The 25,869-nt window shown below is 43.6% G+C and carries 26 protein-coding genes; 1 reads left to right on the top strand and 25 read right to left on the bottom strand.

Annotation, left to right across the window (positions count from 1 at the left end):
• Positions 1–22 precede the first annotated feature (22 nt).
• The 25 genes from LEP1GSC192_RS15080 to LEP1GSC192_RS15200 all read right to left on the bottom strand — a co-directional run bounded on the left by LEP1GSC192_RS15080 (position 23) and on the right by LEP1GSC192_RS15200 (position 23,990).
• Complete coding sequence (locus tag LEP1GSC192_RS15080) at positions 23–643, bottom strand: GNAT family N-acetyltransferase (RefSeq protein ID WP_020770692.1); 621 nt, start codon at positions 641–643, stop codon at positions 23–25.
• 138 nt (positions 644–781) lie between these two features.
• Complete coding sequence (locus LEP1GSC192_RS15085; RefSeq protein WP_020770601.1) at positions 782–1,252, bottom strand: tetratricopeptide repeat protein; 471 nt, start codon at positions 1,250–1,252, stop codon at positions 782–784.
• 46 nt (positions 1,253–1,298) lie between these two features.
• The gene (gene dxs, locus LEP1GSC192_RS15090; RefSeq protein ID WP_020770673.1) at positions 1,299–3,212 is read right to left on the bottom strand and encodes a 1-deoxy-D-xylulose-5-phosphate synthase; all 1,914 of its coding nucleotides are present in this window, start codon (positions 3,210–3,212) and stop codon (positions 1,299–1,301) included.
• A 24-nt stretch (positions 3,213–3,236) separates the two neighbouring features.
• Complete coding sequence (locus LEP1GSC192_RS15095; protein ID WP_020770720.1) at positions 3,237–5,564, bottom strand: adenylate/guanylate cyclase domain-containing protein; 2,328 nt, start codon at positions 5,562–5,564, stop codon at positions 3,237–3,239.
• Positions 5,565–5,849: 285 nt separating this feature from the next.
• Positions 5,850–6,656 carry a tryptophan synthase subunit alpha gene (gene trpA, locus LEP1GSC192_RS15100; RefSeq protein ID WP_020770814.1) on the bottom strand — a complete coding sequence of 269 codons (807 nt, stop codon included), beginning with the start codon at positions 6,654–6,656 and terminating at the stop codon, positions 5,850–5,852.
• Positions 6,653–7,867, bottom strand: coding sequence for a tryptophan synthase subunit beta (gene trpB / locus LEP1GSC192_RS15105; protein WP_020770597.1), 1,215 nt, complete (start codon positions 7,865–7,867; stop codon positions 6,653–6,655). Before trpB ends, trpA begins: the two co-directional genes overlap by 4 nt.
• Positions 7,868–7,884: 17 nt before the next feature.
• Positions 7,885–9,621, bottom strand: coding sequence for a proline--tRNA ligase (locus tag LEP1GSC192_RS15110; protein WP_020770820.1), 1,737 nt, complete (start codon positions 9,619–9,621; stop codon positions 7,885–7,887).
• 9 nt (positions 9,622–9,630) lie between these two features.
• Complete coding sequence (locus LEP1GSC192_RS15115) at positions 9,631–11,322, bottom strand: site-2 protease family protein (protein WP_020770713.1); 1,692 nt, start codon at positions 11,320–11,322, stop codon at positions 9,631–9,633.
• Entirely contained in the window at positions 11,316–12,485 is a 1,170-nt protein-coding gene (gene dxr / locus LEP1GSC192_RS15120) for a 1-deoxy-D-xylulose-5-phosphate reductoisomerase (protein ID WP_020770838.1), read from the bottom strand. The genes LEP1GSC192_RS15115 and dxr overlap by 7 nt, the downstream gene beginning before the upstream one ends.
• A gap of 7 nt (positions 12,486–12,492) precedes the next feature.
• Entirely contained in the window at positions 12,493–13,407 is a 915-nt protein-coding gene (locus LEP1GSC192_RS15125; protein ID WP_020770618.1) for a phosphatidate cytidylyltransferase, read from the bottom strand.
• Positions 13,400–14,125: an isoprenyl transferase gene (locus LEP1GSC192_RS15130; RefSeq protein WP_020770882.1), complete on the bottom strand. Its 726-nt coding sequence runs from the start codon at positions 14,123–14,125 to the stop codon at positions 13,400–13,402. Before LEP1GSC192_RS15130 ends, LEP1GSC192_RS15125 begins: the two co-directional genes overlap by 8 nt.
• Positions 14,126–14,127: 2 nt before the next feature.
• Positions 14,128–14,682, bottom strand: coding sequence for a ribosome recycling factor (gene frr, locus LEP1GSC192_RS15135; RefSeq protein WP_020770650.1), 555 nt, complete (start codon positions 14,680–14,682; stop codon positions 14,128–14,130).
• The gene (gene pyrH / locus LEP1GSC192_RS15140; RefSeq protein ID WP_020770666.1) at positions 14,672–15,424 is read right to left on the bottom strand and encodes a UMP kinase; all 753 of its coding nucleotides are present in this window, start codon (positions 15,422–15,424) and stop codon (positions 14,672–14,674) included. The genes frr and pyrH overlap by 11 nt, the downstream gene beginning before the upstream one ends.
• 3 nt (positions 15,425–15,427) lie before the next feature.
• On the bottom strand, positions 15,428–16,027 hold the full coding sequence (gene tsf / locus LEP1GSC192_RS15145; protein WP_020770773.1) for a translation elongation factor Ts: 600 nt from the start codon (positions 16,025–16,027) through the stop codon (positions 15,428–15,430).
• Between the two features lie 11 nt (positions 16,028–16,038).
• Entirely contained in the window at positions 16,039–16,908 is an 870-nt protein-coding gene (rpsB, locus tag LEP1GSC192_RS15150) for a 30S ribosomal protein S2 (protein WP_020770855.1), read from the bottom strand.
• Between the two features lie 7 nt (positions 16,909–16,915).
• The gene (locus LEP1GSC192_RS15155; RefSeq protein WP_024864096.1) at positions 16,916–17,176 is read right to left on the bottom strand and encodes a hypothetical protein; all 261 of its coding nucleotides are present in this window, start codon (positions 17,174–17,176) and stop codon (positions 16,916–16,918) included.
• A gap of 22 nt (positions 17,177–17,198) precedes the next feature.
• Positions 17,199–17,582 carry a polymer-forming cytoskeletal protein gene (locus LEP1GSC192_RS15160; protein ID WP_020770824.1) on the bottom strand — a complete coding sequence of 128 codons (384 nt, stop codon included), beginning with the start codon at positions 17,580–17,582 and terminating at the stop codon, positions 17,199–17,201.
• A gap of 9 nt (positions 17,583–17,591) precedes the next feature.
• Positions 17,592–17,813 (bottom strand): tetratricopeptide repeat protein, encoded by a 222-nt coding sequence (locus tag LEP1GSC192_RS15165; protein ID WP_020770751.1) that lies wholly within the window; start codon positions 17,811–17,813, stop codon positions 17,592–17,594.
• Between the two features lie 6 nt (positions 17,814–17,819).
• On the bottom strand, positions 17,820–18,200 hold the full coding sequence (acpS, locus tag LEP1GSC192_RS15170) for a holo-ACP synthase (RefSeq protein ID WP_020770763.1): 381 nt from the start codon (positions 18,198–18,200) through the stop codon (positions 17,820–17,822).
• Positions 18,197–19,261, bottom strand: a complete 1,065-nt coding sequence (locus LEP1GSC192_RS15175) for a hypothetical protein (RefSeq protein ID WP_020770691.1) — start codon at positions 19,259–19,261, stop codon at positions 18,197–18,199. The genes acpS and LEP1GSC192_RS15175 overlap by 4 nt, the downstream gene beginning before the upstream one ends.
• Positions 19,254–20,093 carry a diadenylate cyclase CdaA gene (gene cdaA, locus LEP1GSC192_RS15180; protein WP_020770781.1) on the bottom strand — a complete coding sequence of 280 codons (840 nt, stop codon included), beginning with the start codon at positions 20,091–20,093 and terminating at the stop codon, positions 19,254–19,256. Before cdaA ends, LEP1GSC192_RS15175 begins: the two co-directional genes overlap by 8 nt.
• A 12-nt stretch (positions 20,094–20,105) precedes the next feature.
• Positions 20,106–20,912, bottom strand: a complete 807-nt coding sequence (dapB, locus tag LEP1GSC192_RS15185; protein WP_020770701.1) for a 4-hydroxy-tetrahydrodipicolinate reductase — start codon at positions 20,910–20,912, stop codon at positions 20,106–20,108.
• 10 nt (positions 20,913–20,922) lie between these two features.
• Positions 20,923–21,807, bottom strand: a complete 885-nt coding sequence (gene dapA, locus LEP1GSC192_RS15190) for a 4-hydroxy-tetrahydrodipicolinate synthase (protein ID WP_020770836.1) — start codon at positions 21,805–21,807, stop codon at positions 20,923–20,925.
• A 40-nt stretch (positions 21,808–21,847) separates the two neighbouring features.
• A complete protein-coding gene (locus LEP1GSC192_RS15195; RefSeq protein WP_036090446.1) occupies positions 21,848–23,029 on the bottom strand; it encodes an MFS transporter in 1,182 nt (393 codons plus the stop codon).
• Positions 23,030–23,138: 109 nt separating this feature from the next.
• Complete coding sequence (locus tag LEP1GSC192_RS15200) at positions 23,139–23,990, bottom strand: hypothetical protein (RefSeq protein WP_036090371.1); 852 nt, start codon at positions 23,988–23,990, stop codon at positions 23,139–23,141.
• 579 nt (positions 23,991–24,569) lie between these two features.
• Between LEP1GSC192_RS15200 and LEP1GSC192_RS15205 the strand changes: the two genes are divergently transcribed.
• On the top strand, positions 24,570–25,844 hold the full coding sequence (locus LEP1GSC192_RS15205) for a hypothetical protein (RefSeq protein WP_020770649.1): 1,275 nt from the start codon (positions 24,570–24,572) through the stop codon (positions 25,842–25,844).
• The last annotated feature ends 25 nt before the right edge of the window (positions 25,845–25,869 follow it).

The following is a 25,869-nucleotide window of genomic DNA, read 5'->3' on the forward strand; positions in this document are numbered from 1 at the left end:
ATCGGGATGCAATTAAATGGATTTAGAAGGAGGAACGATCCGCTTCCATATAATAATGGTTGGGAACTAACCCCTTAGGCCCGGAAAAATTCCTGGCTTCCACGATCTCGAAACCTAATTTTTTATACAGACCTTGTGCATTGGGATTCTCTTGGGAAACATCGAGAGAAATTTTTTCGTAACCTGGGTATACTGAAACGGCAAACCTTATCAGCTTCTCCGCTATTCCTTGTCTTCTTTCTTTCCCCGGAACCGCTATATGTCCCAGATATAATCTTCCAGATTTAGGCGGTTGGATCATTCCCTCCATACTCAATCCGCGGACGGCAACCTTAGGCGCTCTGAGTTTGTAGATCCGGAAAATATTTCCTGCAGTCGCAGCATTTTGAAAGAAGAAGTTCTCGGAACGGAAAATAACGATACTTCCGACAATCTCTCCGTTCTTTTCTGCCACATAGTGATTCTTATGGCTGAACGTATTTTTTGTCCCTTGGAAAGATTTGGTCAAAAAGTCCTGAGAGGAAATTTTTCCCTCATTAAACACGTAATCCCAGGCAGCCGGACCGGAACTATAGATCAAAGGAACGGTGGCCGCCACGTCTTCCGGCTTGGCAGGGCGAATTGTAATAAGAGAATTTTCCATCGGTAAGGGATAAAATAGAAACCGGTAAATCGGATGAAAAGATAAATTTTGGGGTTCGCAGGGAGAACACAGAAATCACCGAGGGTAAATCACAACTCTGTGTTCTCCGTGATCTCTGTGCGAAATAAGCTTCTCGCGTTAGATAGCCGAATTTAACTCTTCTCTCAGGCGTTTTGCCTCTTCAAAATCGGGTTTCATTACGATTGCCTTATGCAGATATTGTAGGGATCTTTCGGGACGATTCCAGATCTTGTAAAGAGTTGCTAGGTTAAAAAGCGAAATATGAGGTGCGTCGTTTAAAGTACAACGAAGCGATTTTTTCAGCCAGAAAACGGATTCTCTTTCTCTTCCCATACGAAGCAGAAGGATACCTATCTCATTGCAAGGATTCCCATATTCGGGATTCACTTCTACCGAACGGTAGAAATAATACAGACCTTTTTTCCAGTTGTTTCTTTGGTTTTCGATCAGACCTAGAAAAAAATAGGTCTCATGATTTTCGGAATCTTCCAAAGAGGATTTTAGTAGGAATTCCGCACGATCCAAATCGCCGGTTCTATAAAAAAATTTAGATGCTTCGAGTTTGTCTTCAGGCGTCAGGTTTTCCAATTATCTACCCGTTTTATTTTTATTTTCGGACGCCTCTTGAAATAGCTTAATTCCGTTTTCCGTGTAGGACTTCCTTCTTTACATTTTCCCGAAGAAACTTGGATATACTTTGAGCATCCAAACCGTACTCCGCGAAAATTTCCTTCCTCTCTCCGTGGTGGATAGTCTCGGGGGGAAATGCGAAAGTTTTGATAAAACGTCCCAGATATTCCGGAGAGATCCGGTTCAACAAGTATCCGGAGGCCCCACCGTCTATGTAACTCTCATCCAGAATTGCAAAATGTCGAACATGGGAAAGTTCCTCGTCCAAAGCCTCTTTTCCAAGAGGTCTTAGCCAAACCAGATCGATCAATGTGACCGAATACCCTTCTTGTTCCAGGAGATTTGTCGCCTTCTTGGCTTCTTCCAACATGGAACCGATGGAGAGAATAGCGATATCTGTTCCTCTTTGCAGCACTCTAAAACTTCCGGGTTTTAGATCCTTCTCCACGTTAAAATTTAAATTGGAAAGTTCCACACTTGCTTTCGGGAATCGGATCGCGATCGGAGACTTATCGTAATGCTCCATATAACGAAGTGAATCCACCAAATCCTGTCCGGAAGAAGGTACAAACACATCCATATTCGGTAAGGATAGAAGATAACTTAGATCGAATAATCCTTGGTGAGTTTCTCCATCCGGCCCAACACAACCTGCTCGATCGATCACAAAACGGACAGGTAGGTTCATAAGAGAAACATCCTCCACCAGTTGGTCCATTCCTCTGGTCAAAAAGGTGGAATAAATACACATATAAGGGATCACATCCCCGTTCGTCATTGCTCCTGCAAAAGCAACAGAGTGTTGTTCCGCAATCCCCACATCATACACATGGTCCGGAAATTTGGAAACGTATTCCCCCAGTCCGGAACCTTCTATCATTGCAGGAGTGATCGCTGCAATCCGCGGATTTTTTTCGGTGAGATCGGAAAGCACCTTACCAACGATCTTAGAGTATGAAATTTTAGAAGAATCGCCCGAATCCATGGCCCCATCTTCCTTGCGGAACGGAGTGACCCCATGGTATTTGATCGGATCCTTTTCCGCCGGGACATACCCTTTCCCTTTTTGGGTGATCGTATGGAAAAGAACAGGACCTTTCATAGTCTTGATCTTTCCGAGCATTTTCACCAGACGGATCACATCATGACCGTCTTCCGGTCCTATATAGATAAAACCTAAATCCTCAAATAGACCGCCCGGGGTGAAAACGTCTTTAAACCCTTTTTCAACCCTTCTAAAAAAACTTTCCATCGCGGGTCCTACTATAGGAAGCCATTTTAGGAAAGTATAAAATATCCTTTTCCAATTCAGATAAAAATGAGAGCTGATGATATTATTCAGATAATTGGAGATGGACCCTACATTCTTGGAGATGGACATATAATTGTCGTTCAAGATCACAAGCAGGTCTTTTTTAAGATGTCCCGCATGATTCATCGCTTCCAAAGCCATTCCCGTTGCGATGGATGCGTCCCCGATAATAGCTGCGACAGCGTAATCTTTTCCGGTCAGATCTCGAGCAACCGCTTCTCCGAGCGCTTGCGAAATAGAAGTGCCGGCATGTCCCGTATTGTATAGATCGTAAACCGATTCTTCCCTTTTAGGGAATCCGGAAAGTCCTTTAAATTTTCTGACGGTGGAAAGTTTTTCCTTTCTGCCGGTCAGGATCTTATGAGGGTATGTTTGGTGTCCTACATCCCAGATCAATCTGTCTTTTGGAGTTTCAAAAACGTAATGTAAAGCGACGGTGAGTTCCACCACTCCCAAGTTACTTGCGAAATGCCCTCCGATCCCGGAGAGAGTATCGATGATATAATTTCGGATCTCGGAACAGAGTTTAGGCAGTTCCTCCAGAGGTAATTTTCTGAGATCCGCCGGAAGGCGGATCCCGTTCAATAACGAATCTTCCTGTTGCATGTATTCCGTCTTTTTTAACGGTCATCAGGACTGCTCTACCGAATGCAAAGGTCTCCTCAGAAGTTTTAAGTCTTCTTCGTTCACTAAGTCGATCAGTTCATAGATCCGGACAGGTTTGGTTTTACCTTTTACCTTGACTAGATCCAGTTCTCTGGCAATAACGCGGTCCTTGACCTTTTCGTATGTATATTCCGAAATAATAATATTTGTGGCATATTCCTTGTTGGATCCTTCCAGACGAGATCCCAAGTTAATGGTATCTCCCATACAAGTATAGTCCATCCGGTGGGAACTTCCCATATTCCCCACGACAGCAGGACCGGAATTTAATCCGATACCGATGTCCATAACGGGAAGATCCCTAGCTTTCCATTCTTCCTTCAGGACTGCGAGTCTTCTCATTTGTGCAATGGAAGCAGCGCAGGCATAGTAAGCATGGTCTTCGAGGGGAACCGGAGCCCCCCAGAAAGCCATGATCGCATCCCCCATGTATTTATCAATCGTTCCCTTAAACTCGATAATGATCTCGGTCATTTCCGAAAGGTATTGGTTCAGGAATTGAACCAGTTCCTCCGGACCCATTTTTTCGGACATGGTCGTAAATCCGCGGATATCCGAGAAGAAAATGGTGATGTCTTTCTTAGATCCTCCCAAGTTCAGATTTTCAGGATTCTTAAGAAGTTCGTCCACAACGTCTTTGGAGACGAATTTGGAGAATGTGGTGCGGATATATTTTACGTTTTCTTCTTCCGTTAAGATCTTATACACGATGATCCCCACGAATATAAAGAACTGCTCAATTACCACGGATGGGAATACATGAACTATATTGAATTCGGAGAAATCGTATAATGTGATGACGCTGTATAGAAGTGCGATCCCTATAATGAACAAAAATCCCCAAGAGGTTTTCATCCTAGGCAAGATAAGTCCCACAACGAACGCCATGGAGAAGAAGATCAGGAAATTCCCAGCAAGAGGCATGTCCCAGAGAAAGTCCTGGTTCAGGATGGTATTGATCGCGTGAGCGTGGTGTTCGATCCCGGACATATCTCCGAAAGGAGACAAGTGGGTATCTTTTGCGGCCCCTCTTCCTGTAGCGTAGAACATCGCCACTAGGAAGATATTATTGTTTACCTGAGTAGCGGTTTCGTTATCCCAACCTTCCGATACTTCGAAGAATTCGGTAGTATTATAAGAATATAATCCTCCCGGGAAGTTGATCTCCATCTGCCCATACTCGTCGATCGGGATAGTGATCTCACGAGTTTCATTCGGCTTTGCCATAATATCTTCCGTGACCATTTTTAAGGTCTTACGGTCGAAATAGCTGATATTCTTTTGGGGAATATTTTTGATCTTCACATATTCGCCCATAACCACTTCTACATCTTTTTGCACGTCGACGCCGTAATAATTACAAGCGATAACGAGATCGATAGAAGGATAATATTCGTCTTGTCTTCCCGGCCCCGAACCCAGGATCTTGGCGACGATCGGCATTTTACGGTTCAGACCCGATTCGTCTTTTTTAATATTCGCAAAACCTAAACCGGAGGATTTTTCCGCAATTGGTTCGATCGGAGATTGTGGGAATTTTAACCAGGAAAGTCCCGTTTGCTCGTCCTTTACATTTTCTAATTTGAATTTGCGTAGGATCTCCGTCCTTTTTTCCAAATTGATGATCGTGCTCTTGGATTCCAAGCTGGTCTCCATAGGATAGTCGAACATAACTCTTGGATTTCCGGAAAGAGCCTTTGCCATTTCATCCGTCTGTCCCGGTTTATAGTCCAGGAAGAAAACGTCGAACATGAGATGGTTGGTAGAAGAAGCGAATTTATCTATTATCTTTGCGTAATATTTCCAAGGTAGAGGCCATACGCCACCTAGTTGATCCAAGGTTTTGGTAGTGATCCCGATGATATTGATGTCCCTTCTAGCTTTTTCAGGGGGTTTCAATTGGATCTGTTCCAAATCTCCCTTGTCCGACTCCTTCTCCACTCTTGCGTCCGTTTGGTTACGAAGAACGTTAAATCTCCAAGAGATGGAATTTTCTTCCAACTCGGAGACAGGAGTAAATGCTACATATAGATCGAACCAAACTAAGGATACGATGATCGCTAACCAAAGACTTCCGATTAACTGAGGATTCTTCGCAACCTTAGTAATCGTCTTATAGAAGAAGTAAGAAGAAGAAAATAAAAAAAGTGCGCCTAATAGCAGAAGTTGAAGTGAATACTCAGCTTCGGAAAAAAACGCGTAATAAAAATGTGCCAGAATACCGAGGGCTGTAGTAACCCCGAAAATAATATCCAGTACGGTAAATTTCTGGGCTGGTTTGGACTCGCTCATTCTTTCCTCCGATCCGGAAGATTCTCTCTACCAGGACGGTTTCGTCAATTTTCTTCCCACATTTGGAAAGAAAATATCGACTAGGAGGATGAAATCTTAGAGGTGTTTCTCACATAGATTCTGAGGAATTCAGTCAGATTTTTCGAAAGAATTCCTATAATACAGCCTACTCTACTTCACACAAGAGGAGGTCATTTTTCATTGGTTCGCATGGAGAACACCGAGATCAGTTCATTCGTTTTCAACTCCGTGTGCTCTGTGAGCTTTATACGAAATTTTGCGGCTTTAGGAATTTTTTCCTCTCAAAGATCCGGAAATCGATTGTGCATACTCTTCCAGTTTTTTTCTACAAAGACTAGGATTGGACCCGTTCTCTTCTATGATCCTTTGTACAGCGGAACCTATGATGATCCCGTCGGCATACCGGGAAATTTCTTTCGCCTGGTCCGGAGCCGATATCCCGAATCCTGCGCTCACAGGAAGGGAAAAAACTTCCTTAGTTGTTTTGATCCTATCTTCTAGATCCGAAGAAATGGATTTTCTTTCGCCGGTCACTCCATAGGAAGTCACATAATAGATAAATCCGGAAGCAAAATCACGAATTCCCTTCATACGATTCAATGGAGTCGCTGGAGTGACTAGATGGATCAGATCCACTCCTCTTCTTTTCAAGGATTTGAATAGTTCGTCGGTTTCGGGGGTATCATAAGGAAGATCAGGGATAATCATTCCTTGGATACCAGCGATCTTTGCTTTTTCCGCAAACTTTTCAAAACCGTAATGAAAGATCGGATTAAAATACGTTAAATACACCAGCGGAATATGCGGATGTAAAGCATGTATCTTTTCCGTGGTTTCCAAAATTTTATCCATGGAGAACGGATTGGCAAGAGCACGTTTGAATGCCTTTTGGATCACAGGTCCGTCCGCCACAGGATCAGAGAATGGGATCCCAAGTTCTAAAATATCCGCACCACCTCTGATAAGAGCGTCCGCCCAATCCACACATAGATCGTAGTTCGGATCACCGAGAGAAATATACGGAATGAATGCGCTTTTGGAATCTGAAAAAACGCTCTTAATCGCGCTCAAATCGAATCTCCTTGCATAAGACCAACAAGTCTCGCTACTTCTGCAACATCCTTGTCTCCCCTTCCGGAAAGACAGATCAGAATATCTTTTTTCTTTCCAAGTTCTTTTGCAAGGTCCTTGGCAAATCGGAAAGCATGAGCGGTTTCTAATGCAGGAATGATACCTTCTACCCTGCAGACTTCCATAAATGCGTCCAAGGCTCCTTGGTCGGAAACGGTTTCGTATTTCACTCTTCCGGTAGAATGAAGATGAGCATGTTCAGGCCCCACTCCGGGATAATCCAATCCGGCGGAAACGGAATGAGCCGGAACTACCTGTCCTCCGTCGTCTTGGATGACTAGTGTCTTAGTACCGTGTAAAAATCCCGTCTTGCCGAAAAGCATCGTAGCGGAATGTTCTCCGGGAGAAGAGCCTCTTCCGCCGGCTTCCACACCGTAGAGTTTTACTTTTTTATCATTTAAGAATCCGTAAAACATTCCTATTGCATTGGATCCGCCGCCTACACAAGCGACAACCGCATCCGGGAGTTTATCGTTTTCTTTTTTGAACTGCTTTTTGGACTCTTCTCCCACCACTTTTTGGAAATCCCTGACTATTGTCGGAAAAGGATGAGGCCCGATCACCGAACCCACGATATAATGAGTATTAGAAACATTTAATGCCCAATCTCTCATCGCTTCGGAAGTAGCGTCCTTTAAGGTTGCAGTCCCGGACGAAACTCCGATCACTTTTGCACCAAGCATCTGCATACGGATCGCATTCAGTTTTTGGCGACGAAGGTCCTCTTCTCCCATAAAGATGGCGGTCTCAAATTCGAATAATGCACCTACAGTCGCAGTTGCCACACCGTGTTGACCCGCTCCGGTTTCTGCGATGATCCTACGTTTGCCCATTGCCTTTGCGATCAGCGCCTGGCCGATAGTATTATTGATCTTATGAGCGCCTGTATGGTTTAAGTCCTCGCGCTTGAGCCAAATTTTAGCTCCACCCCAAGCCTTGGTCAACTTCTCCGCATAGGTAAGAGGAGAAGGTCTTCCGATATAATTCCTTCTGTAAAACTCCAGATCCTTTTGGAATTTTTTATCCTTACGGAGTTTATTGTAAGTATCTTCCAACTCGATCAGGGCTTCGGTCAATATCTCAGGGGAATATCTTCCGCCAAAATCTCCGAAGTATCCTTCTTTTTCCGTGAAGCTGCGTTCTTTAGCCATGACAGTATTTGAAGGGATTAATCTCCCAACAACTCCTGGTATAATTCCTGACGTAGGTTTTCCACTCTGGTGTTCAGATCGTCGAAATCCGTAAATTGGAAAGTCTCATCCTTATCGTATTTACGATTATAGATGGAAATTTCTCCGGACTCGAAAAACTTTTTACCGACGGTAATACGGATCGGGAAACCGATCAATTCCGAATCCTTGAACTTAAAACCCGGTCCCAGGTCTCTTTCGTCCCAGAAAACCTCAAAACCCTCATTCTTTAGATTTTCATAAAATTCTAATGCTTTTGCATCCTGCTCAGCACCTTTTGTGAGGGTCACAAGACTGATCTCAAAAGGAGCAATACTGATAGGCCAGTAGATCCCCTTATCATCGTTACATTGTTCGATAACTGTGGCCATAGTACGGTTCACACCGATACCGTAACATCCCATGGTTAGCGTTTTTGCCTTACCTTGTTGGTCTAGAACCTGGATCTGGAAAGACTTGGTATATTTATCTCCCAGTTTGAAGATATGACCGACCTCGATCCCTTTTTCCGCCTTTAAGGTCTTTGCACAGGTAGGGCAAGGGTCCCCTTCTCTTGCGAGAGCCACATCCGCCGTCTCGTATTGGATCTTGATCTCGGAGGAAGGAACATATCCTTGGATATGGAAGTCTTCTTTTCCTCCACCGACCACATACGCTCCGTCTTTTTGGATAGAAGTATCCAAAATCACCTTAAATCCAGCGCCTACGTCGGAAGGCCCGATAAATCCGGGAACTAAATTCAAATTTTTTAATTCAGGTTCCGGGATCATGTCCAGATCGGACCATTTTAAATAAGACTTAAGTTTGTGCTCATTCAGTTCAAGATCTCCGCGTAGGAATACCAACAGTTTCTCTTTTCCGTTTTGGAAAGCGACCGCCTTGATCGTATCTTGAGGGCGAACGTTTAAAAAAGCGGCTACATCTTCGATGGATTTTTTCCCCGGAGTCGCGACCTCTTTTTTGTCTTTAGGACCTTTGGGAGAATCTTCCGCTTTGGCAATAAAAGGGGTTTTTTCGCTATTGGAGTTATAACCGCAGTCGCTGCAAAGAAGAAGTGTCTCTTCTCCGATCGGAGAAACCACCATAAATTCCTCGGAAGCGGAACCGCCCATGGTCCCCGAATCCGCTTGCACAGGGATCGTCTTCAAACCGCAACGTTGGAAAATTGTACGATACGCGGTTCTCATATCTTGATAAGTGGTTTCCAAAGAGGCTTCGTCCAGATGGAAAGAATATGCATCTTTCATAATAAACTCTCTGGAACGGATCACTCCGAACCTAGGACGGATCTCGTCTCGAAACTTAGTATGGATCTGATACACATTGATCGGCAGATCCTTGTATGATTTCAAAAGAGGTTTAACCAAGTAAGAAAAGGATTCCTCATGAGTGGGACCGAGCGCGTACCATTGGTCATGACGGTCTTTGACTCGCATCATTTCCGGTCCCATGGCGCTCCATCTCCCGGATTGTTCCCAAAACTCGGAAGGAGTCATGATCGGAAGTTCGAATTCCAATGCACCGGTTGCGTCCATCTCTTCGCGGACAATGTTTTCTATTTTTTTTAGGATCCTAAGTCCTAATGGCAGAAAAAAGTAAAATCCTGAACCTGATTTTCGGACCAGGCCGGCACGTATCATTAGCCTATGGGAAGCGACTACCGCGTCCGAAGGATTTTCTTTTTCCGTAGGTACTAAATATTTAGATGCTCTCATGACTCTCGATTATCTTAAGAAATCGTGATAAGTCACATAGAGGCCCAAGGATAAAAGGAAGAAGAATCCCAATCTCAAAACTTGTTCTTGAACAGCCATCGGTAGAGGTCTACCGGCGATCGCCTCGTATGTGAAAAAAACGATATGTCCACCGTCGGCCACAGGAATCGGAAGTAAATTCATTATCATTAAAGCGATCGAAATAAATGCCACGAACTGAAAGTAAGAATAAAAACCGTCTTCTAAGAATTGAACGGAGACTTTGGCAAGTCCCACCGGACCAGAAACGCTATCCTTTACCTTCAATCGTCCGGAAAAGATCATCCCAAGTCCTCTTAGGTTATCGCTAATCATTTTCCCCACGTCTTTGCCGGATTGTAAAAATGCCTCTCCAAAGGAAAGTTTTCGATCCATACTTTCCTCTTTCACATGCATCTTAGCTGTGAAACCTAAAAGACCGATTTGATAAAATCCTAGGGTGGCATCCCAAACTTGGCCTTGGACTTCCAACTGCACTCTTTTACCGATTTTAGCCTGGACGGTTCTCTTAAAATCTTCCAGATCCGCAAAAGCTTTACCGTCCATTTTCAAACTTAAAAGTTTCAGTTTGATCTCGGGGTCATGGCTTCTGAGGCTAATCGTGCTAATTGGAATCTCGGGATATTTTCTATCTCGGACATCTTTGAGCTCCACAACGAACGCGGCAAGAGGTGTCATCTCCACTTCCGCTTTTTCACGAGTCCATGGATTGAGTAGTGGATACGTCTTACGGTCTACTTCTAATTTTACTTTTTCATTTTGGAATTTTCCAAGAGTACGTTGCAGTTCCGGAACAGTATGCACTTCTATTCCGTTTACGGACAAGATCCTGTCCCCATCGTTCAGATAGTCTAAGGCCCTAGATTCGATCGCTTCCTTGTTCAACCTGGCTTCATGCAGGGCGAGTTCTCTGGGAGAAAGTTTCGGATCTAAAGCGGCTTTTCTTTCTCTCTCTTTTCTATATTCTGCCGCTTCTCCGTTTGGATCCAAAAAAGAAAGTTTTTTCAAGAACCAATGACTCAGCATGGATCCGTAAGCGAAGTCCACTTGTACGAGCCTTTCTCCTGCAAAGTCTACTCCGATCTGAGGATCTGCAAAATGAAATTCCAATTCTTTTCCATCTCTTTCTACTTTGAGTTGGATATCTTTTCCTCGGGCAAGTCCAAGTTCCGATAATAATTCGTATTTGGATTCCGTTTTGGTCCCGTTTACGGAGATGATCTTATCTCCGGTTCTTAAACCTGCTTGGTATCCGGAAGAATATTCGTACACTGCCGGCTCTATATAAATTTTAGTCCCGGTAGGAGCATAGCCGATGGCATACAAACCGAAGATGATAAAAAAACCGAGGATCAAATTGAATAACGGTCCACCGAAAACCGGGATCATTCTTTTTAACGGAGGAGTGGATAAAAATTCTCCTTTCTCCCCTTTTAATGCTCCACTCTCGTCTCCCTTGAATAAAACATAACCGCCTAACGGAATACCGGTGACTTGGAAAGTGGTCTCACCGATTTTCTTTTTCCAAATCCCTTTTCCGTAACCGATGGAGAAGATCCTGGCCTTCACCCCCACGACCCAACCCATGATGAGATGTCCCAACTCATGGATAAAAATACAAAGGGCCAACATGAAAACGATGCCTAAAATATCTGCTAACATAAATGCACTACCTTATCTTTAGAGAAATGGAAGGCCAACTCTCTTGCCTTTCTATCCGCTTCTTCGTATCCTTCCAAATCACCGGGAAACGAATTTGGAATTTTTTCCAAAACGTTGCGGATCAGAGTCGGGATCTCGGTAAAAAGAATTTTACCCTGTAAGAATAATTCCACAGCCACTTCGTTCGCTGCATTAAAAATCGAAGGAGATATTCCGCCTGCCTTTCCTACCTCGTATGCCAAAGCCAACCCCGGATATCTTTCCAAATCCGGTTCCGAAAATTCCAGATTTCCCCAAGAAGTGGCAGGATGGGCTCTTAAAACTTCAGGGACTACATTAGGATAAAATAATGAATGCGCCACAGGAAAGATCATATCGGGATAAGAAGCGTACACAAAACTTGCTCCATCCTTCGACTCCACAAGACCGTGAGCCACACTTTGGGGATGAATGACCACACCTATCTTATCATAAGAGAATCCGAAAAGAAAATGAGCCTCGATGACTTCCAATCCCTTATTGATCATTCCTGCGGAATCTATCGTGATCTTAGGACCCATATTCCAAGTAGGATGTTTTAAAGCCTGTTCAATGGTTACTTTCGGAAGATCTTCGATCGGAAGTTTACGAAAAGGGCCTCCGGAAGCGGTCAAAACGATCCTCTCCAGTGAATCCTTCTTCATATTTTCCAAAAGTTGGAAGAGTGCATTATGTTCCGAGTCCACAGGGACCAGATATGATTTAGATTTTTCTAATAAACTTTTGATATAGGGTCCGCAGCTTACCAGAGTCTCCTTGTTTGCGATCCCGATCTTTTTACCAGCTTTGATTGCGGCAACAGTAGGACGTATCCCGCTTGCACCTACGACTGCAGTAACGACGGTCTCTATTTCCGGAGCAGAAACGATCTCTTCTAAACTTTTGGATCCGTACAATACTTTCGTATTTCCGATCTTATTTCCTAGCACGCTGCGGTCCGCGGTTTCGGAACTGATACATAGAATATCCGGTTGAAATTCCTTCGCGACCTGTTCCGCTTTTTGCAAATTGGAATGAACGCTAAAGGAAGTTAACCGAAACTCTTCCGGAAATTGGCGGAGTATTTTGAGAGTAGACTCTCCTACCGATCCGGAGGCACCCAGTATAGAGACGCCTCTTCTCATATTGTTATTAGACCGGAAATCCCAGGGCGAGCTTTATCTGGAGATAAAAATAAAGGATAGGGACGGTCAAAAGTAAAGCATCCGCTCTGTCCAAAATACCACCATGGCCCGGGATCAAATTCCCGGAGTCCTTTACTTTAGCATCCCGTTTCATAGCGGATTCCAATAGATCTCCTACGACTCCCACCAAAGACAAAATTAAAGAAATTAGGAATACTTCCGCTCCGGAAACTAAAGGAGCGACTCCGGTGCTTCTCTCCCAAAGTATGTTCAGAACGAATACGGAGATCATTGCCACTATGATCCCGGAAACGTATCCTTCCCAGGTTTTTTTAGGGGAAATGGCAAGTCCTGCAGGATTTCTACCGAACCAACGCCCGCCGAAATATCCGCCTACATCCGTTAAGAATGTCGCAACGGATACTAAGAATACATAATAGATCCCTTCGTTCATTCCCAATAGAAGAAGTAAATGTCCGAGTGGGATCGCAGCATAAACAACTCCCAAGATCGTGGAACTAACGGAGAAGATGGCGCCATCCAATGGTCTTCTCAAAATTTGGAGAAGGAAACTGAATAGGAAAAGTAATACAAAAGAGAATATGACCGCATCGAAACTAGGCACAAACAATTTAAAATGTGTTTGAAAGAAAATTGGCGGCTCGAATTTATTCTGGGAGGCTACAAATCTAAAATAATAAATCAATAATATTATAATAAAGAAGAATATCCCGGTCCCCTTAAAAGGTCTTCCGTCCTGGCCTCGATCGGAAAGCCTGTAAAATTCAGTCAGACCTATCACTCCCCCGATGAGAAGTATCGCCAACGTTTGTAAATAATAAAAATCCCTGTAAAAGATCATGAACAGGTAGAGGGCTACGAGCACAGCCGCAGAAAGGATCCTTTTTGTAGTTTCACCCATTCTCTAAACCTCCGAATTTTCGGGTCCTTCCCCGGAACCAATCCAGCGCCTCTCTCAGATCCTTGTCTCCGAAATCAGGCCAAAGATTTTCCGTAAAAAAAAGCTCCGCATAAGCGGATTGCCATAGAAGGAAATTGGATAATCTCCTCTCCCCGGCGGTTCTAATCAATAAATCTACCGCCGGAAGGGGGTACGTATACAAATATTTTTCGAGTTCTTTTATGCTGATCGGTTTTTGGATGGAGATGGACTTCTTCTTTCTTTCTTCCACTAATCTGGAAAATGCGTTTAAAATCTCTTCTTGAGACCCGTAATTTAAACAAAAGTTCACCGTTAATTTACGGTTTTTGCGGGTAATTTCTGCCGCATGATCGATTTTAGATAAAACTAAGGAACTAAGCTTTTTCTTAGAACCGGAATGTAATATCCTAATTCCTTTGGCGTGGATCTTGTCCAAACGAGAATCTATAAATTCCACCAATAGATTAAATATGGATCGGATCTCAGTGATCGGACGCTTCCAGTTTTCGGTAGAAAATGCGTATAAGGAAACTACCTCTAAACCTAAGGAAAGACTAGAGTCCATAAGACGATCGATCGCGTCCGCCCCTGCCCTATGTCCTTCGGACCTGGAGAGTCCCTTAGATGTCGCCCATCTTCCGTTCCCATCCATGATGACGGCAACGTGACGGGGAATTTTTTTTTGGGAAGAAGCCAAACTTAGACCGTAGTGATTTCCTTCTCTTTTTCGGCGGTAATTGCGGATAATTTGTCAATGTAAGAATCCGTAATTTTTTGCACCTGGTCTTGCAGAGTTTTTAATTCGTCCTGGGAAATTCCTTCGGAATGTTTTTTAAGATCTTCCATCGCATCCCTGCGGATGTTCCTGATAGCGACCTTTTTTTCTTCCGATTTGGATTTCACCACTTTTGCCAATTCTTTACGTCTTTCCCCTGTCAGTTCCGGAATGATAATACGAATGACTACCCCGTCGTTCGTAGGTTGTAAGCCTAGTCCCGAAGCTTGGATCGCCTTTTCGATATCTTTCATGATTCCCTTATCATAAGGAGAAACCACTAGAAGCCTTGGCTCCGGAGCGGAGATATTTCCCAATTGATTGATCGGAGTAGGAGTTCCGTAATATTCCACTCTCAGATCTTCGATCAATGCCGGATTGGCCCTTCCAGTCCGGACTCCCGCAAAGTCCTTTTTTAGGAGTTCCACGGTCTTATCCATCTTGGATTTCATTGCGTTGATTAATTCTTCATTCGCCATCGATCCGAATATCCTCCGAGTTGGAAATTAGGGTACCTATTTTTTTGTCCCCAAGAACCAAATCTTTTAAATTGCCCCGCTTAAAAATGTCAAATACGATTATCGACATATTGTTTTCCATGCAGAGGCTGAGGGCGGTAGAATCCATAACCTTCAGTCTACGTTTGATGGATTCCATAAAGGAGATATGAGTATATCTTTTTGCGCTAGGATCTTTTTTAGGATCCGCTTCGTACACACCGTCCACCTTGGTGGCTTTTAGGATGACTTCGCATCCAACTTCTACCGCTCTTAAACTTGCCGCGGTATCAGTGGTAAAGTAAGGGTTACCGATCCCGCCTGCAAATATCACGATCCTTTTCTTTTCCAAGTGTCGGACCGCTCTTCGGCGGATATAACTTTCTGCGATGGAATGGATATCGATTGCGGATTGAACCCTTGTATAGAGTCCCTTTTTCTCGCAGGCATCTTGTAGAGCCAATGCGTTTTGGATGGTGGCAAGCATCCCCATATAATCTGCGGTGGCTTGGTCCATTCCCATCTTAGCAAGACTCGCTCCGCGGATCAGGTTTCCCCCGCCGACAACCAGAGCGATCTCAACTCCTAATGAATGAACTTCTTTGATCTCTTCCGCAAGAGAATGGGCCTTATTGCTATCGATCCCGAATTCTCCCTCTCCGGCAAGTGCCTCGCCGGAGAGTTTAATCAAAATTCTTTTGTACTTAGAAGTTTCCTGAGACAAGGTTTAGAGGCCGCCAACCTGGTAACGAGTAAAGCGGGCAACAGTGATATTCTCACCGAACTTCGCGATTGCTTCCTTAACCAGATCATCAACCGTCTTGTTATTATCCTTGATGAACGCTTGGTTCAAAAGACAAACTTCGGAGAAGTATTTTTTGATCTTTCCCGGAACGATCTTTTCGATCTGCTCAGGTTTTTTACCTTCTTCCTTAAGTTGTGCTTCGATCACCTTTTTTTCGCGTTCAATATCTTCCGCAGGGACTTGTTCTTCGCTCACGTATAATGGAGACATTGCCGCAATTTGCAGACAGATCTCTTTTCCGAGCGCTTCAAAAGCCTCGTTACGTGCAACGAAGTCGGTCTCGGAGTTTAATTCTAAAAGAACTCCGATCTTTCCGTCTCCGTGGATATAGGAAATATTTCTTCCTTCTTTGGTCACACGTCCCGCTTTTTTAGAAGCCTTAGCGATCCCTTTTTCACGCAACCAATCTGCGGATTTATCTAGATCGTTATTGTTCTCTTGAAGAGCTTTTTTACAATCCATCAATCCCGCACCGGTGCGGTCTCTCAGTTCCTTAATAAGGTCGGTAGTAGATGCTGACATGATCTTCCCTCTTACTCGCCTTTATCGATTTCAATAGTGGTAGTAACTTCCGCTGCTGGAGCCGATTCTTCTTTTTTAGGAGTAACCGGATCCTCGTCCATGATGAACTTACCACTTTCGTCGTACTCACCTTGGTATTCCAGAGCAAGCGCTTCCGAATCCAGATCTTCGCTGAAGCGAGGCTGCTCCACAACTCCTCCGGTTCCTTCGATTACCGCGTTAGACATGGTTTCGAGGAATAAGGAGATCGCACGGATTGCGTCGTCGTTACCTGGAATCGGATAGTCGATCAATTCAGGATCACAGTTGGTATCCACCACTGCGAAAATTTTTAGACCAAGTTTACGAGCTTCTTTTACGGCGATCTCTTCCTTTTTAGGATCGATCACGAAAAGAACTTCGGGAATGCTGGTCATGTCCTTGATCCCACCCAAAGTTTTGCGGAGTTTATCCAACTCTCTGCGAAGAGATAATACTTCTTTTTTAGTTTTTACTTCTTTTTCGAAGGTGTTATCCGTTTCCATTCCCTCTAGTTTTTTCAAACGAGCGATGGATTTTTTTACGGTATTCCAGTTGGTTAAAAGTCCGCCCGGCCAACGGTTATTAATGAAGAACATACTACAACGGAGTGCTTCTCTTTCGATCGCTCCTCTCGCTTGTTTTTTCGTTCCTACGAATAGGACTTTTTTTCCTTCGGAAGTAACCTTCTTCAATGCGTCATAAGCTTCTTTCGCTTTTTGAACGGTTTTTTGAAGGTCGATGATATGGATCCCGTTTCTTGCAGTGAAGACATAGGGAGCCATTTTCGGATTCCATTTTCTTGTCTGGTGACCGAAGTGTACTCCGGTTTCCAGTAAATTCTTCATGGAAATTACTGACATGAGTTGTTTACCCCTTTTTTAGTACGAAGAACAATGTCGCCACAAGTCCCAAAAGACTTGCAGGGGTAACTTGTGCTTCGACTTTAATTACGTAAAGTTCCAGCCGAACCGGTTCTTGTAAGAGGTAGACGGAGAGGATATGGACCCCAAAAACGTTGTCGATGATTACTCCGACTACGGCTCCGGCCAAGGTTCCTAAAAAGATGGCTAATGCGATTTTGGCCGCTTTTCCGCCGTCCATAGGTCGTTTCGGGCTAGCAGATACCAATGTTCCAGGTTGGACCTAGGGGTCAATCCTTATTAGGAAGGATCATCTCGCAGTTGCCTTCGAAGATCACGCCGTCTGCGATCTGCAGTTTGGCAGTCTTAATGTTTCCGTTTACTTTTCCGCTTGGAAGCATTTCCAAGCGCTGGGTAGCGATCACATTTCCTGTGATTTCTCCTCCGACGATTACTGTACCGGCTTTGATATTGGCTTTGACCTTGGCTCCCTCGCTGACTAATAGAAATCCTTCGGATTCTATTTCTCCTTGGAACTCACCGGAGATCTCCAACGGTTTTTTGAAATTCAGAATGCCAGAGAAATGCGTGCCTCTTCCTAAAACAGTGGAGATAGTCCCGAATTCGGTTACAGTGCGGCTTGGTTTGGATGCAGTTGCGGCTTTTTTTGACATGATACCAGATTATTTCGTTTTCATCTCGAAAACCCCATCCCAATCTTCCGGAGGAGGATTCGCTATAAATGCTTCGCAGCGTCCTATATATTTTTTAGATGGTCCGTCGTTTGGAGTGATCTCTACTGCTTTTTTGAACAATTCCCAAGCTTCCTTGAACTTTCTATTCTTGTACAATGCGAGACCTTCGTCGTACAATTTCAGAGTTTGTTTAAAAGACTCGGTAATCATTATAGCTCACTCCTTATAGAGAACGACAATTGCAGTGGAATAATTTTCCGCATGGCTGATGGATACGGAAACACCACTATAACCTTTCTCGAGGAACAATTCTTTCGATTTTCCGTGAAGTACCAATTCTTTTTTTCCGAATTCCTTCCCGAAAAGTTCGATTTCTCTCATGTCAAGAAGGACCTTGTGTCCCGGCTCTATCGCCTTGATAAATGCTTCTTTTACACAAAATCTTCCACTAAGATGTGGTACAGGATCCTTCCTTCCTGAGCAGTATGCGATCTCGGTTTCGGAAAACACTCTTTTCAGAAATCTTTCGCCGTGTTTATTGAGTAAGTCCCTGATCCTGGAATTTTCTACTATATCATTCCCTACTGTGATCTTCATTCTTCCTCAGGCTCCGGCAGAGGTTCTTCCGAGCCCGGATCCGAGTTTCCGTCTCCCCCTTCTTCGCTTCCGGTTCCATCCTGACCGATATCCGGGCGGACTCTATACAAAATGGAAATTCGATCGGGAAAAACTCCCTGGATCTCGACGGATTTTAAACTAGGTGCTTTTTCCAAACGGATTTTTGCAACCACCGGTTTGCTATCGGGCAGGATCTTTTTTGTTTTGGGATCGTATTTATGGGAACAGAACACACTCGCATTTAGACCCTTGATGATCTGGATACTTCGTAGCGGAGTTTTCGATTGTAATTTTACTGAAACTTCCTGTTCGGAAAATTCGGCTTCCAGATTTTTATCCAGGTTCTGGCATTTTACGGGAACTCCTAAAACGATACTCTCTCCCGGAGTGGAAGAATCCGCTACAATATTCACCGTTACGGAAACTTCTCTTATATTGTCCCTGTATTTTAATCCCGCAGGAAGATCCGGTACCTTAAATTTCTGAGTGAATGTTTTCGTTTTATCCTTCAAAGAGATAGCAGGCAGAGCGGCTACCCTACCTACTTTATCGAACTCGGATGGATTACCTACAACGACTAGGCTAGTGGGAGAAACGAAATGAGAAGATTTGATATAATCCTTAGGCGGATCTCCTTGGAATCTTGGCTCAAGCACCAGTGTCCTGCTGACATTGGACTCGACAATGATCCGGACCTTCTCCTTTCCCGGAATTTTAGAGATCCTTAATCCTGGAGTTGTTCCTCCAAATCGGACCACGTTTACAATATTTTCCCCGGGATGAAGATCCGCCGGAGAAATGTAAGCCTTCAAGGAAGGAGTGTAGAAGTTTACGTAATCCCGCACCCCTTCCACTTTAACCGGAAAAGTAGTATCCGACCCCTTGGCGATGATCAATCCGTTACTTAATTTAGGATATTCAATCTTGATGTTTACTTCTCTTACAAGAATTTTAGAATTTTGTAAATTAATATAGAATAATGTGGCAAGAATGATAGAGCCTAATTTTGCCTGCCAATTGTTCAGAAGGGCCTTAATCATTCGAGTCCCCTGCTTCTTCCGATTCTAACCTTTTATCGGAATTCGGATTTCCCGGTCCTGATTTCTTTTCATGAAGAATAGTGTTCAAAAGATTTTTTAATTCGATCGGTTTGACCGGATGGATCATTTCCCCGTCATAACATACTGAAATCTCTCCGGTTTCTTCCGAAGTGACGACTACAACGGCATCCGATTCTTCCGCGATCCCTAGGGCCGCCCTATGTCTTGCTCCCATACGAGCATCGTCCAAATTTTGGGCCATCGGTAAGAATGCTCCCGCGCATGCGATACGGTTCTGCTCAATGATGACTGCTCCATCGTGAAGTGCAGTATTTTTTTTGAATATGGTAAGAAGAAGACTCGTGGAAAGAATCGCATCCAGTTGGACTGCTTGCTCTGCGATATCCTTCAGACTATGTTCTCGAACGATCGCAATGAGAGAACCTGTTTTATTCTTAGCCATGATCTTTGCCGCTTCTACGATCTCGTCCAGATCGGTTACGGTTTTCAAAAGGAAAGGACGGAATAATCTTAGCCTCGCCATATCACCCGTGATCTTGCGAAGTTCCGGCTGCAGAAGTACTATGATCGCAAACACAAGCGCCGGACGGATATTATCTATGATCCAATCCAAAAGTTCAAAGTTCAAAGTTTGGGCGAAGATCCCGAGCACCCAAATAAAACCGATCCCCAAAAGAAGCTGCACCCCTCTTGTTCTGCGAAGGGTGGAATAGAATTGATAAATTAAAAAACTAACGATCAGGATATCCAGGATCATCACGATCCCGAACTTATCACTTTGGAATAAACTGATGTTTTTTAAAAAATCCATTCCAAGAACCCTTTATAACCCTAATACGGAAAACATATCATAAAGGCCCTTTTCTCTTCCGATCAAAAATTCGGCGGCTTTTACCGAGCCAACTGCAAAAGTTTTTCTATCCTGGGCTTTATGCGAAATTTCCACTCTTTCTTCCGGAGTAAAAAAATAGACGGTATGATCTCCCACTACCTCTCCCGCTCGAAGAGTATGGATCCCGATTTCTTTAGGGTCCCTTTCCGGAAGAATTCCATGGCGACCGTGTACAATATTCGACTCCGTCCTGGAAAGAGTCTCCAAAAGGATTGCTTTGAGTTTTTCCGCAGTTCCGGAAGGTGCGTCTTTTTTATGACGATGATGGATATCTTGGATCTCTATATCCGCCAGGTCCCCCATCACTTTCGCTGCGATTTCGGTCAGTTTAAAAAGTAAATTCACACCGATCGACATATTGGGAGAATACACGATCGGAATTATTTTAGAAGTTTCTTTTAACAATTCCTTATGAGAATCCGCAAGACCTGTAGTACCTACAACAACGGGTTTTTTGGATTCCTTGCAGATAGATAGAACTTCGGGTAATACTTCCCGGATAGAAAAATCGATCACCGTATCCGATTCGGCGACGGATTTGGAAAGATCGTCAGAAAACAAAATTTCATTTTGTTTGAGTCCGGAATGTAAACCGGAATCCAAACCCAAATAAACGGAACCTTTACCTACTACCGCAGCGGAAAGTTCCGAAATTTTCGATTGGGAAAGCACTTGGATAATAGCCTTCCCCATTCTGCCGGAAGCGCCAATGACTGCGACACGATTCTTGCGGGCCAAATCGAATACCTTATTTATAACCTTTCGCCAAAAGGTCGGAAACTATTTTTTTCAAACGATCCGCGCCGGGACCTACACTCAAAGAAGTCAGCGGAAGACGGATCTCAGCCGAGCAGAATCCGTTCCAGCTCATCGCCGCTTTAATCGGAATAGGATTGGTCTCGATGAACGCCAACGCGAATAATTCCAAGAAATCATAATGGATTTTTTGAGCGCCTGCCAAGTCTCCTGTTTGGAAAGATTCGACAAGCTTCACCAAACTTTCAGGAAATAGATTCGAGATCACGGAAACCACGCCCCTTCCACCTAAGGAGAGAAGAGGCAAAGTCAAATTATCGTCTCCGGAAAGAACAGTCATCTTGTCCCCAACCAGAGAAATGAGCTTGGACATCTGTCCCAGGTCCCCCGTAGCTTCTTTCATGGATCTGATCTTAGGATGTTCCGATAAACGAAGAACGGTTTCCGGCAATAAATTCACGGAAGTCCGACCGGGAATATTGTACAACATCACAGGCACGGAAGAATGATCCGCGACCTCTTTAAAATGAAGGAATAAACCCTCTTGAGTAGGTTTATTGTAATACGGATTCACTTGGAGTATACCGTCGACTCCGTCCTTGCAGGCTGCCTCTGTCAGTTCCACAGCCTCTCTGGTGGAGTTGGAACCTGTACCGGCCACGACCAAAATCCGCTTTTTGACATGTTTCACGGTTTCGCGGATCAGTTCCGCGTGTTCTTCATGGGAAAGAGTGGGAGATTCGCCGGTGGTACCGCATGGCACAACCCCGCTTACCCTCGCTTGGATCTGTTTGTCCAAAAGCGAAAAATAGGAATCATAATCTATTTTCCCGTTCCTAAATGGGGTAATAATGGCAGTAAATACGCCTTGAAACATAATATATAAATTCCTGATCCCTGGACGATTTGGCAACCGTTTAATAATGACTCCTTACCTGATCCATTCTCCAGCTAAGATAGATTAATACACCCATTTCCAAAAACCCGGACCATACGAATGTGGAAGGAATTCCGATCCGGTCCGAGAAAAATCCGGACAAAATTCCGGAGAATGCAGGAACCAAGAGAAAAACCAGGCTATATAAAGAGAGGATCCGACCTCTGATATGATTTTCCGTATTTTGTTGGATCCCAGCCGGGATAAGCGTGATGATCACTCCGGTCACAAAGCCGAACAAGAAAAAACATATTACGGTCAGCACCAAACTGTCGGCAAGAAAAGGAACCAAAGAAAAAAGTAAACAACTGAAAAGGGCCGATCCAAAAAGAATATGCCCCTTCTTTTTTAAACCATGAAGAAGAAACGTAACTCCTCCTCCGATCACAAGCCCGATTCCAAGAGAAGAAAGTAATGCGCCCCTTGCTCCTTCACTTAATCCTAATATTTCTTTAGCATATTTAGGAAGAAGTACCTGGACGGGACCGACTAACAGGACAACTGCGCCCATAAGTAAAAGGAATTGAGAAACCAGAGTGGATTTTTTTAAATAAGCAACTAGTTCCGAGATCCCCGGGCCGGAAACAGTGTGACCTCTTTCTCTCATCTGTACCGGGATCAATACCAAAAAGAAAACACTCAGAATATAAGCGGAACCAATTCCCATAAAAACATATTTAAAGGAGAAGTATTCCTTAAAATATCCGGCCACCAAAGGCGCAAGTCCGTATCCGAAAAGTACAAGAGTGTTCAACCAAACACTGTGTTTTCCTATTTTAGAATGTTCTAATAGATCGCCGAGGATCGCAAATCTTCCGGGCATCACAAAAGAAAGCCCGATCCCGGAAAGCACCGAAGATACTAAAAGAAGATACGGTTTTCCGGGAGAGATCCAACCCAAATGTAAGGCCAAAGCGGCAAATCCGGAACCGCAGGCCATTGAGATCTGAGCCGCTGCAAGTAACCATTTCCTGGAATACTTATCCAATAATCTCCCCGCAGTGAAACTCAAAAACAGCAAGGGAAAACATACGAAGAAGAATACGTAAGCCGAAAACGTATCCGAATCCGATATACTTTGGGAAAGGATTATGGCGGTGTAATTGAACATATTTCCCGCAAGTAGACCCAGGATAGAAGAGAGATAATAGAAAAGTATCACGGTAAGGATCTTGAGAAAGATCAACTCCCCCGGCAAGCGGAATTCGCAAGATTTCGGTTCGTATCGAGACCGCGGAATTCATATAGGAACAATAGAAGTTTTTAAAAATTTATCTCTTTCCGCCGTAACTGGGTCCAGCGATGATTAATGCAATCGTATAGACCGGGGTTAGCAGTATATCTCCTAAATATGTAAAAGGATACAGTATATAAAAGAAAGGTTTTGCAGGATCTTTTCGTTCTATACGATCGGGAATTACCGCCGTTATTTTATTGTTTTCACGATTTTTTAATTTTTCATCTGCCTCTATCCAAACGTAATTGGCTGTAGTTCCAATCCGGACCCGAACTCCGTCTTTTGGAGCCCATTTAGTCAAAGGGATGGGAATTTTCCAATCCTTGAGAAAATACTCATCATGCTGGAATGGTCGACAAAACTCATTTCCACAATCCATCAAAACGATCTTTTTGCCATCAGACTTTTGCAAAAGAAGAAAAGAACCTCCATCCCATTTCGCCGATTCAATATCTTTAAATGTAACCTCTTCACTTAAAATATTTACTCCAACTTCGTATAAATTTTTTCTAATAGTAGTATTCGTCATATCTATAATAATATCGCCGAACAATAAAGGGATTTGACCTTCTCGGAATTTATGGACCGAAGATTTAATAAGAGAACAATCCGTACACACTTCGAATATTCCTTTGGCAAAATCTTCCTGAGAAATTAAAGAATTGGAATTTGGGATTTTTAGATAAAATTCCTTTTCCAAAGCATCTTCATTTTTTCCCAAAAACTTCACATAAAGCTCGGATTCTTTATCTTTATATAACCCTAATATGTTCTTGAATTGAATAGGATCATAATCGACTCTTTCTATCCTTCGATTTAAGGACACGGTTAAACAATCGATTTGAAATAAAAAAAGCAATAAGACGATCCGGGACAGTTTAAACATAATTTATTTCTTTTTAAATATGATCTTAGGCGAAAACAAGATCGGTTCAATCCATTATTTGGATGTTCTGGCAATAAAAAACCGCAAAAACGACAGCACGATAAACAGCTGATCACTTTTTGTAATGTGGACAATTTCTTAGGACAAGGCATCACCGTGGACCTTCCAATACAATCTTCCGATATTCTACAACACTTTCGACTAACTGCACTGCGAAGGGCCACACTCTTAGTCGTTTGGGGATACACTGCAAACCGAAGTAAAAGTATACACAAAAGAGGCGCCTGCTCGAGCCCTTAAGTAGCAGATCCATGGAACGAACAGTGTTTACGATCATATAGCCTGCCATCGAATCACTTACACGAGGGATACAAAAATATATTATAAAAATTTAATTATATATCAAACATTAACTACTAACACCGTTCGCTCAAAGCTGTCACTTTGTAATATTACGAATGTTCAATATAGAAAAAAATATTTTCCATTTGGAAATTGACTTCATAACTCCACCTTATATGATTTGGCTCGAAGAGAATATAGAAATCTCCTTCAATAGAGAGTGGAGTTAATTTAAAAATGAACATTCGAAACTTTCGGAAAATCCTAAGCGGGATTTTCCTAATCGTGGGGGCTTCTACGCTTTCGGCACAAAGCCAAGTGCAGATGTTTTCCAGACCCGGAGTAATCGGCGACTCCTTAAGCCAGGGTTTTTATGGCGCAACCGTAGAAGAAAAAACTCAAAACTGGGCTTATCCGGTTTTAGTTTCCAAACAAGCGGGCTCCAACGTTTCGTATAACGTGTTAAATGGGCCCTATTTGAATTTCGAAGACGTGCTCAAAGGTGATTGTGGGGTATTCTGCATCGCTGCTTCCATTATCGGAGGGAACGGATCAACTGTTGGACTTCCGACGCATGCAGGGATCACCGGTGCGGATTACACTACGGTTCTGCAAACTTCCGGTAAGTGTGAGAACATTAACGCAACGACATGGGCCAAGGAATGGTACTGGGCTACTTGGTATTGGTATACCTATCGTTGGGTCCAAGTTCCGGATTGTCAATCTCCGGATAAATTCCATCAATTCGGTTTAAGAAGTTCCGGGACTCAGATGCAAGTTATGCAGGCCGTAAAACCTAGCTTCTTATTCGGGACGGCGGCTGCAAATCATGTACTTTGTACTGCGTTGAGCACTTCTACGGACTGCTTGGACCAAGCAAGATTTCTCCGAGATATCCGTTCCACTATGTCCAAAATGGCTGCGATCGGATCCATTAAAGGTGGAGTACTGTTCACCGTACCGAATGTGACCTCTATCGCATTTTTGGAAAACTATAACGATCCTCAAGGTAGAACGAACTACTCCGGTCTTAAGGCCTTCTTCCGTTCTTCAGTTTCCGATCCTTCTCAAGTTTTAGATAAGAATGAAGTGAATACTATTACGAATTTCTTAACTTCCATAAACAACGAGGTGAAGGCTCAGGCTGTCGCTATGGGATTTGCATTAGCGGATCTTAAAGTCCTTTTCGATGATCTGAAAGAGAACGGTCGTTTGATCAAAAGTCCTTCCGGTTATAGTCCGGGCTATGCAAAGGCAAACTGGCCTCTCCCCGGCCAGCCGGGAATTTTCGGTTTGGACGGTGTCCATCCGAATATGTACGGTCATGCAGTCTTTGCGAACGAATTGATCAAAGCGATCAATTCCAGATACGGTTATTCCATCCCGCAAGTGAGCGAATACACCGCTTGGTATTACGATTCCTTAAATCGTAATCCGATTGACTTGAAAAAATTCCTGACGGACACTCTGTTCGGCCAGTTTATTTCCTGGGTCATCGGGATATTCGTTTAAGAGTTCGAAGTGTTTCCCGCTCGGT

The sequence above is a fragment of the Leptospira sp. B5-022 genome, from assembly GCF_000347035.1.
GTDB lineage: Bacteria > Spirochaetota > Leptospiria > Leptospirales > Leptospiraceae > Leptospira_B > Leptospira_B cinconiae.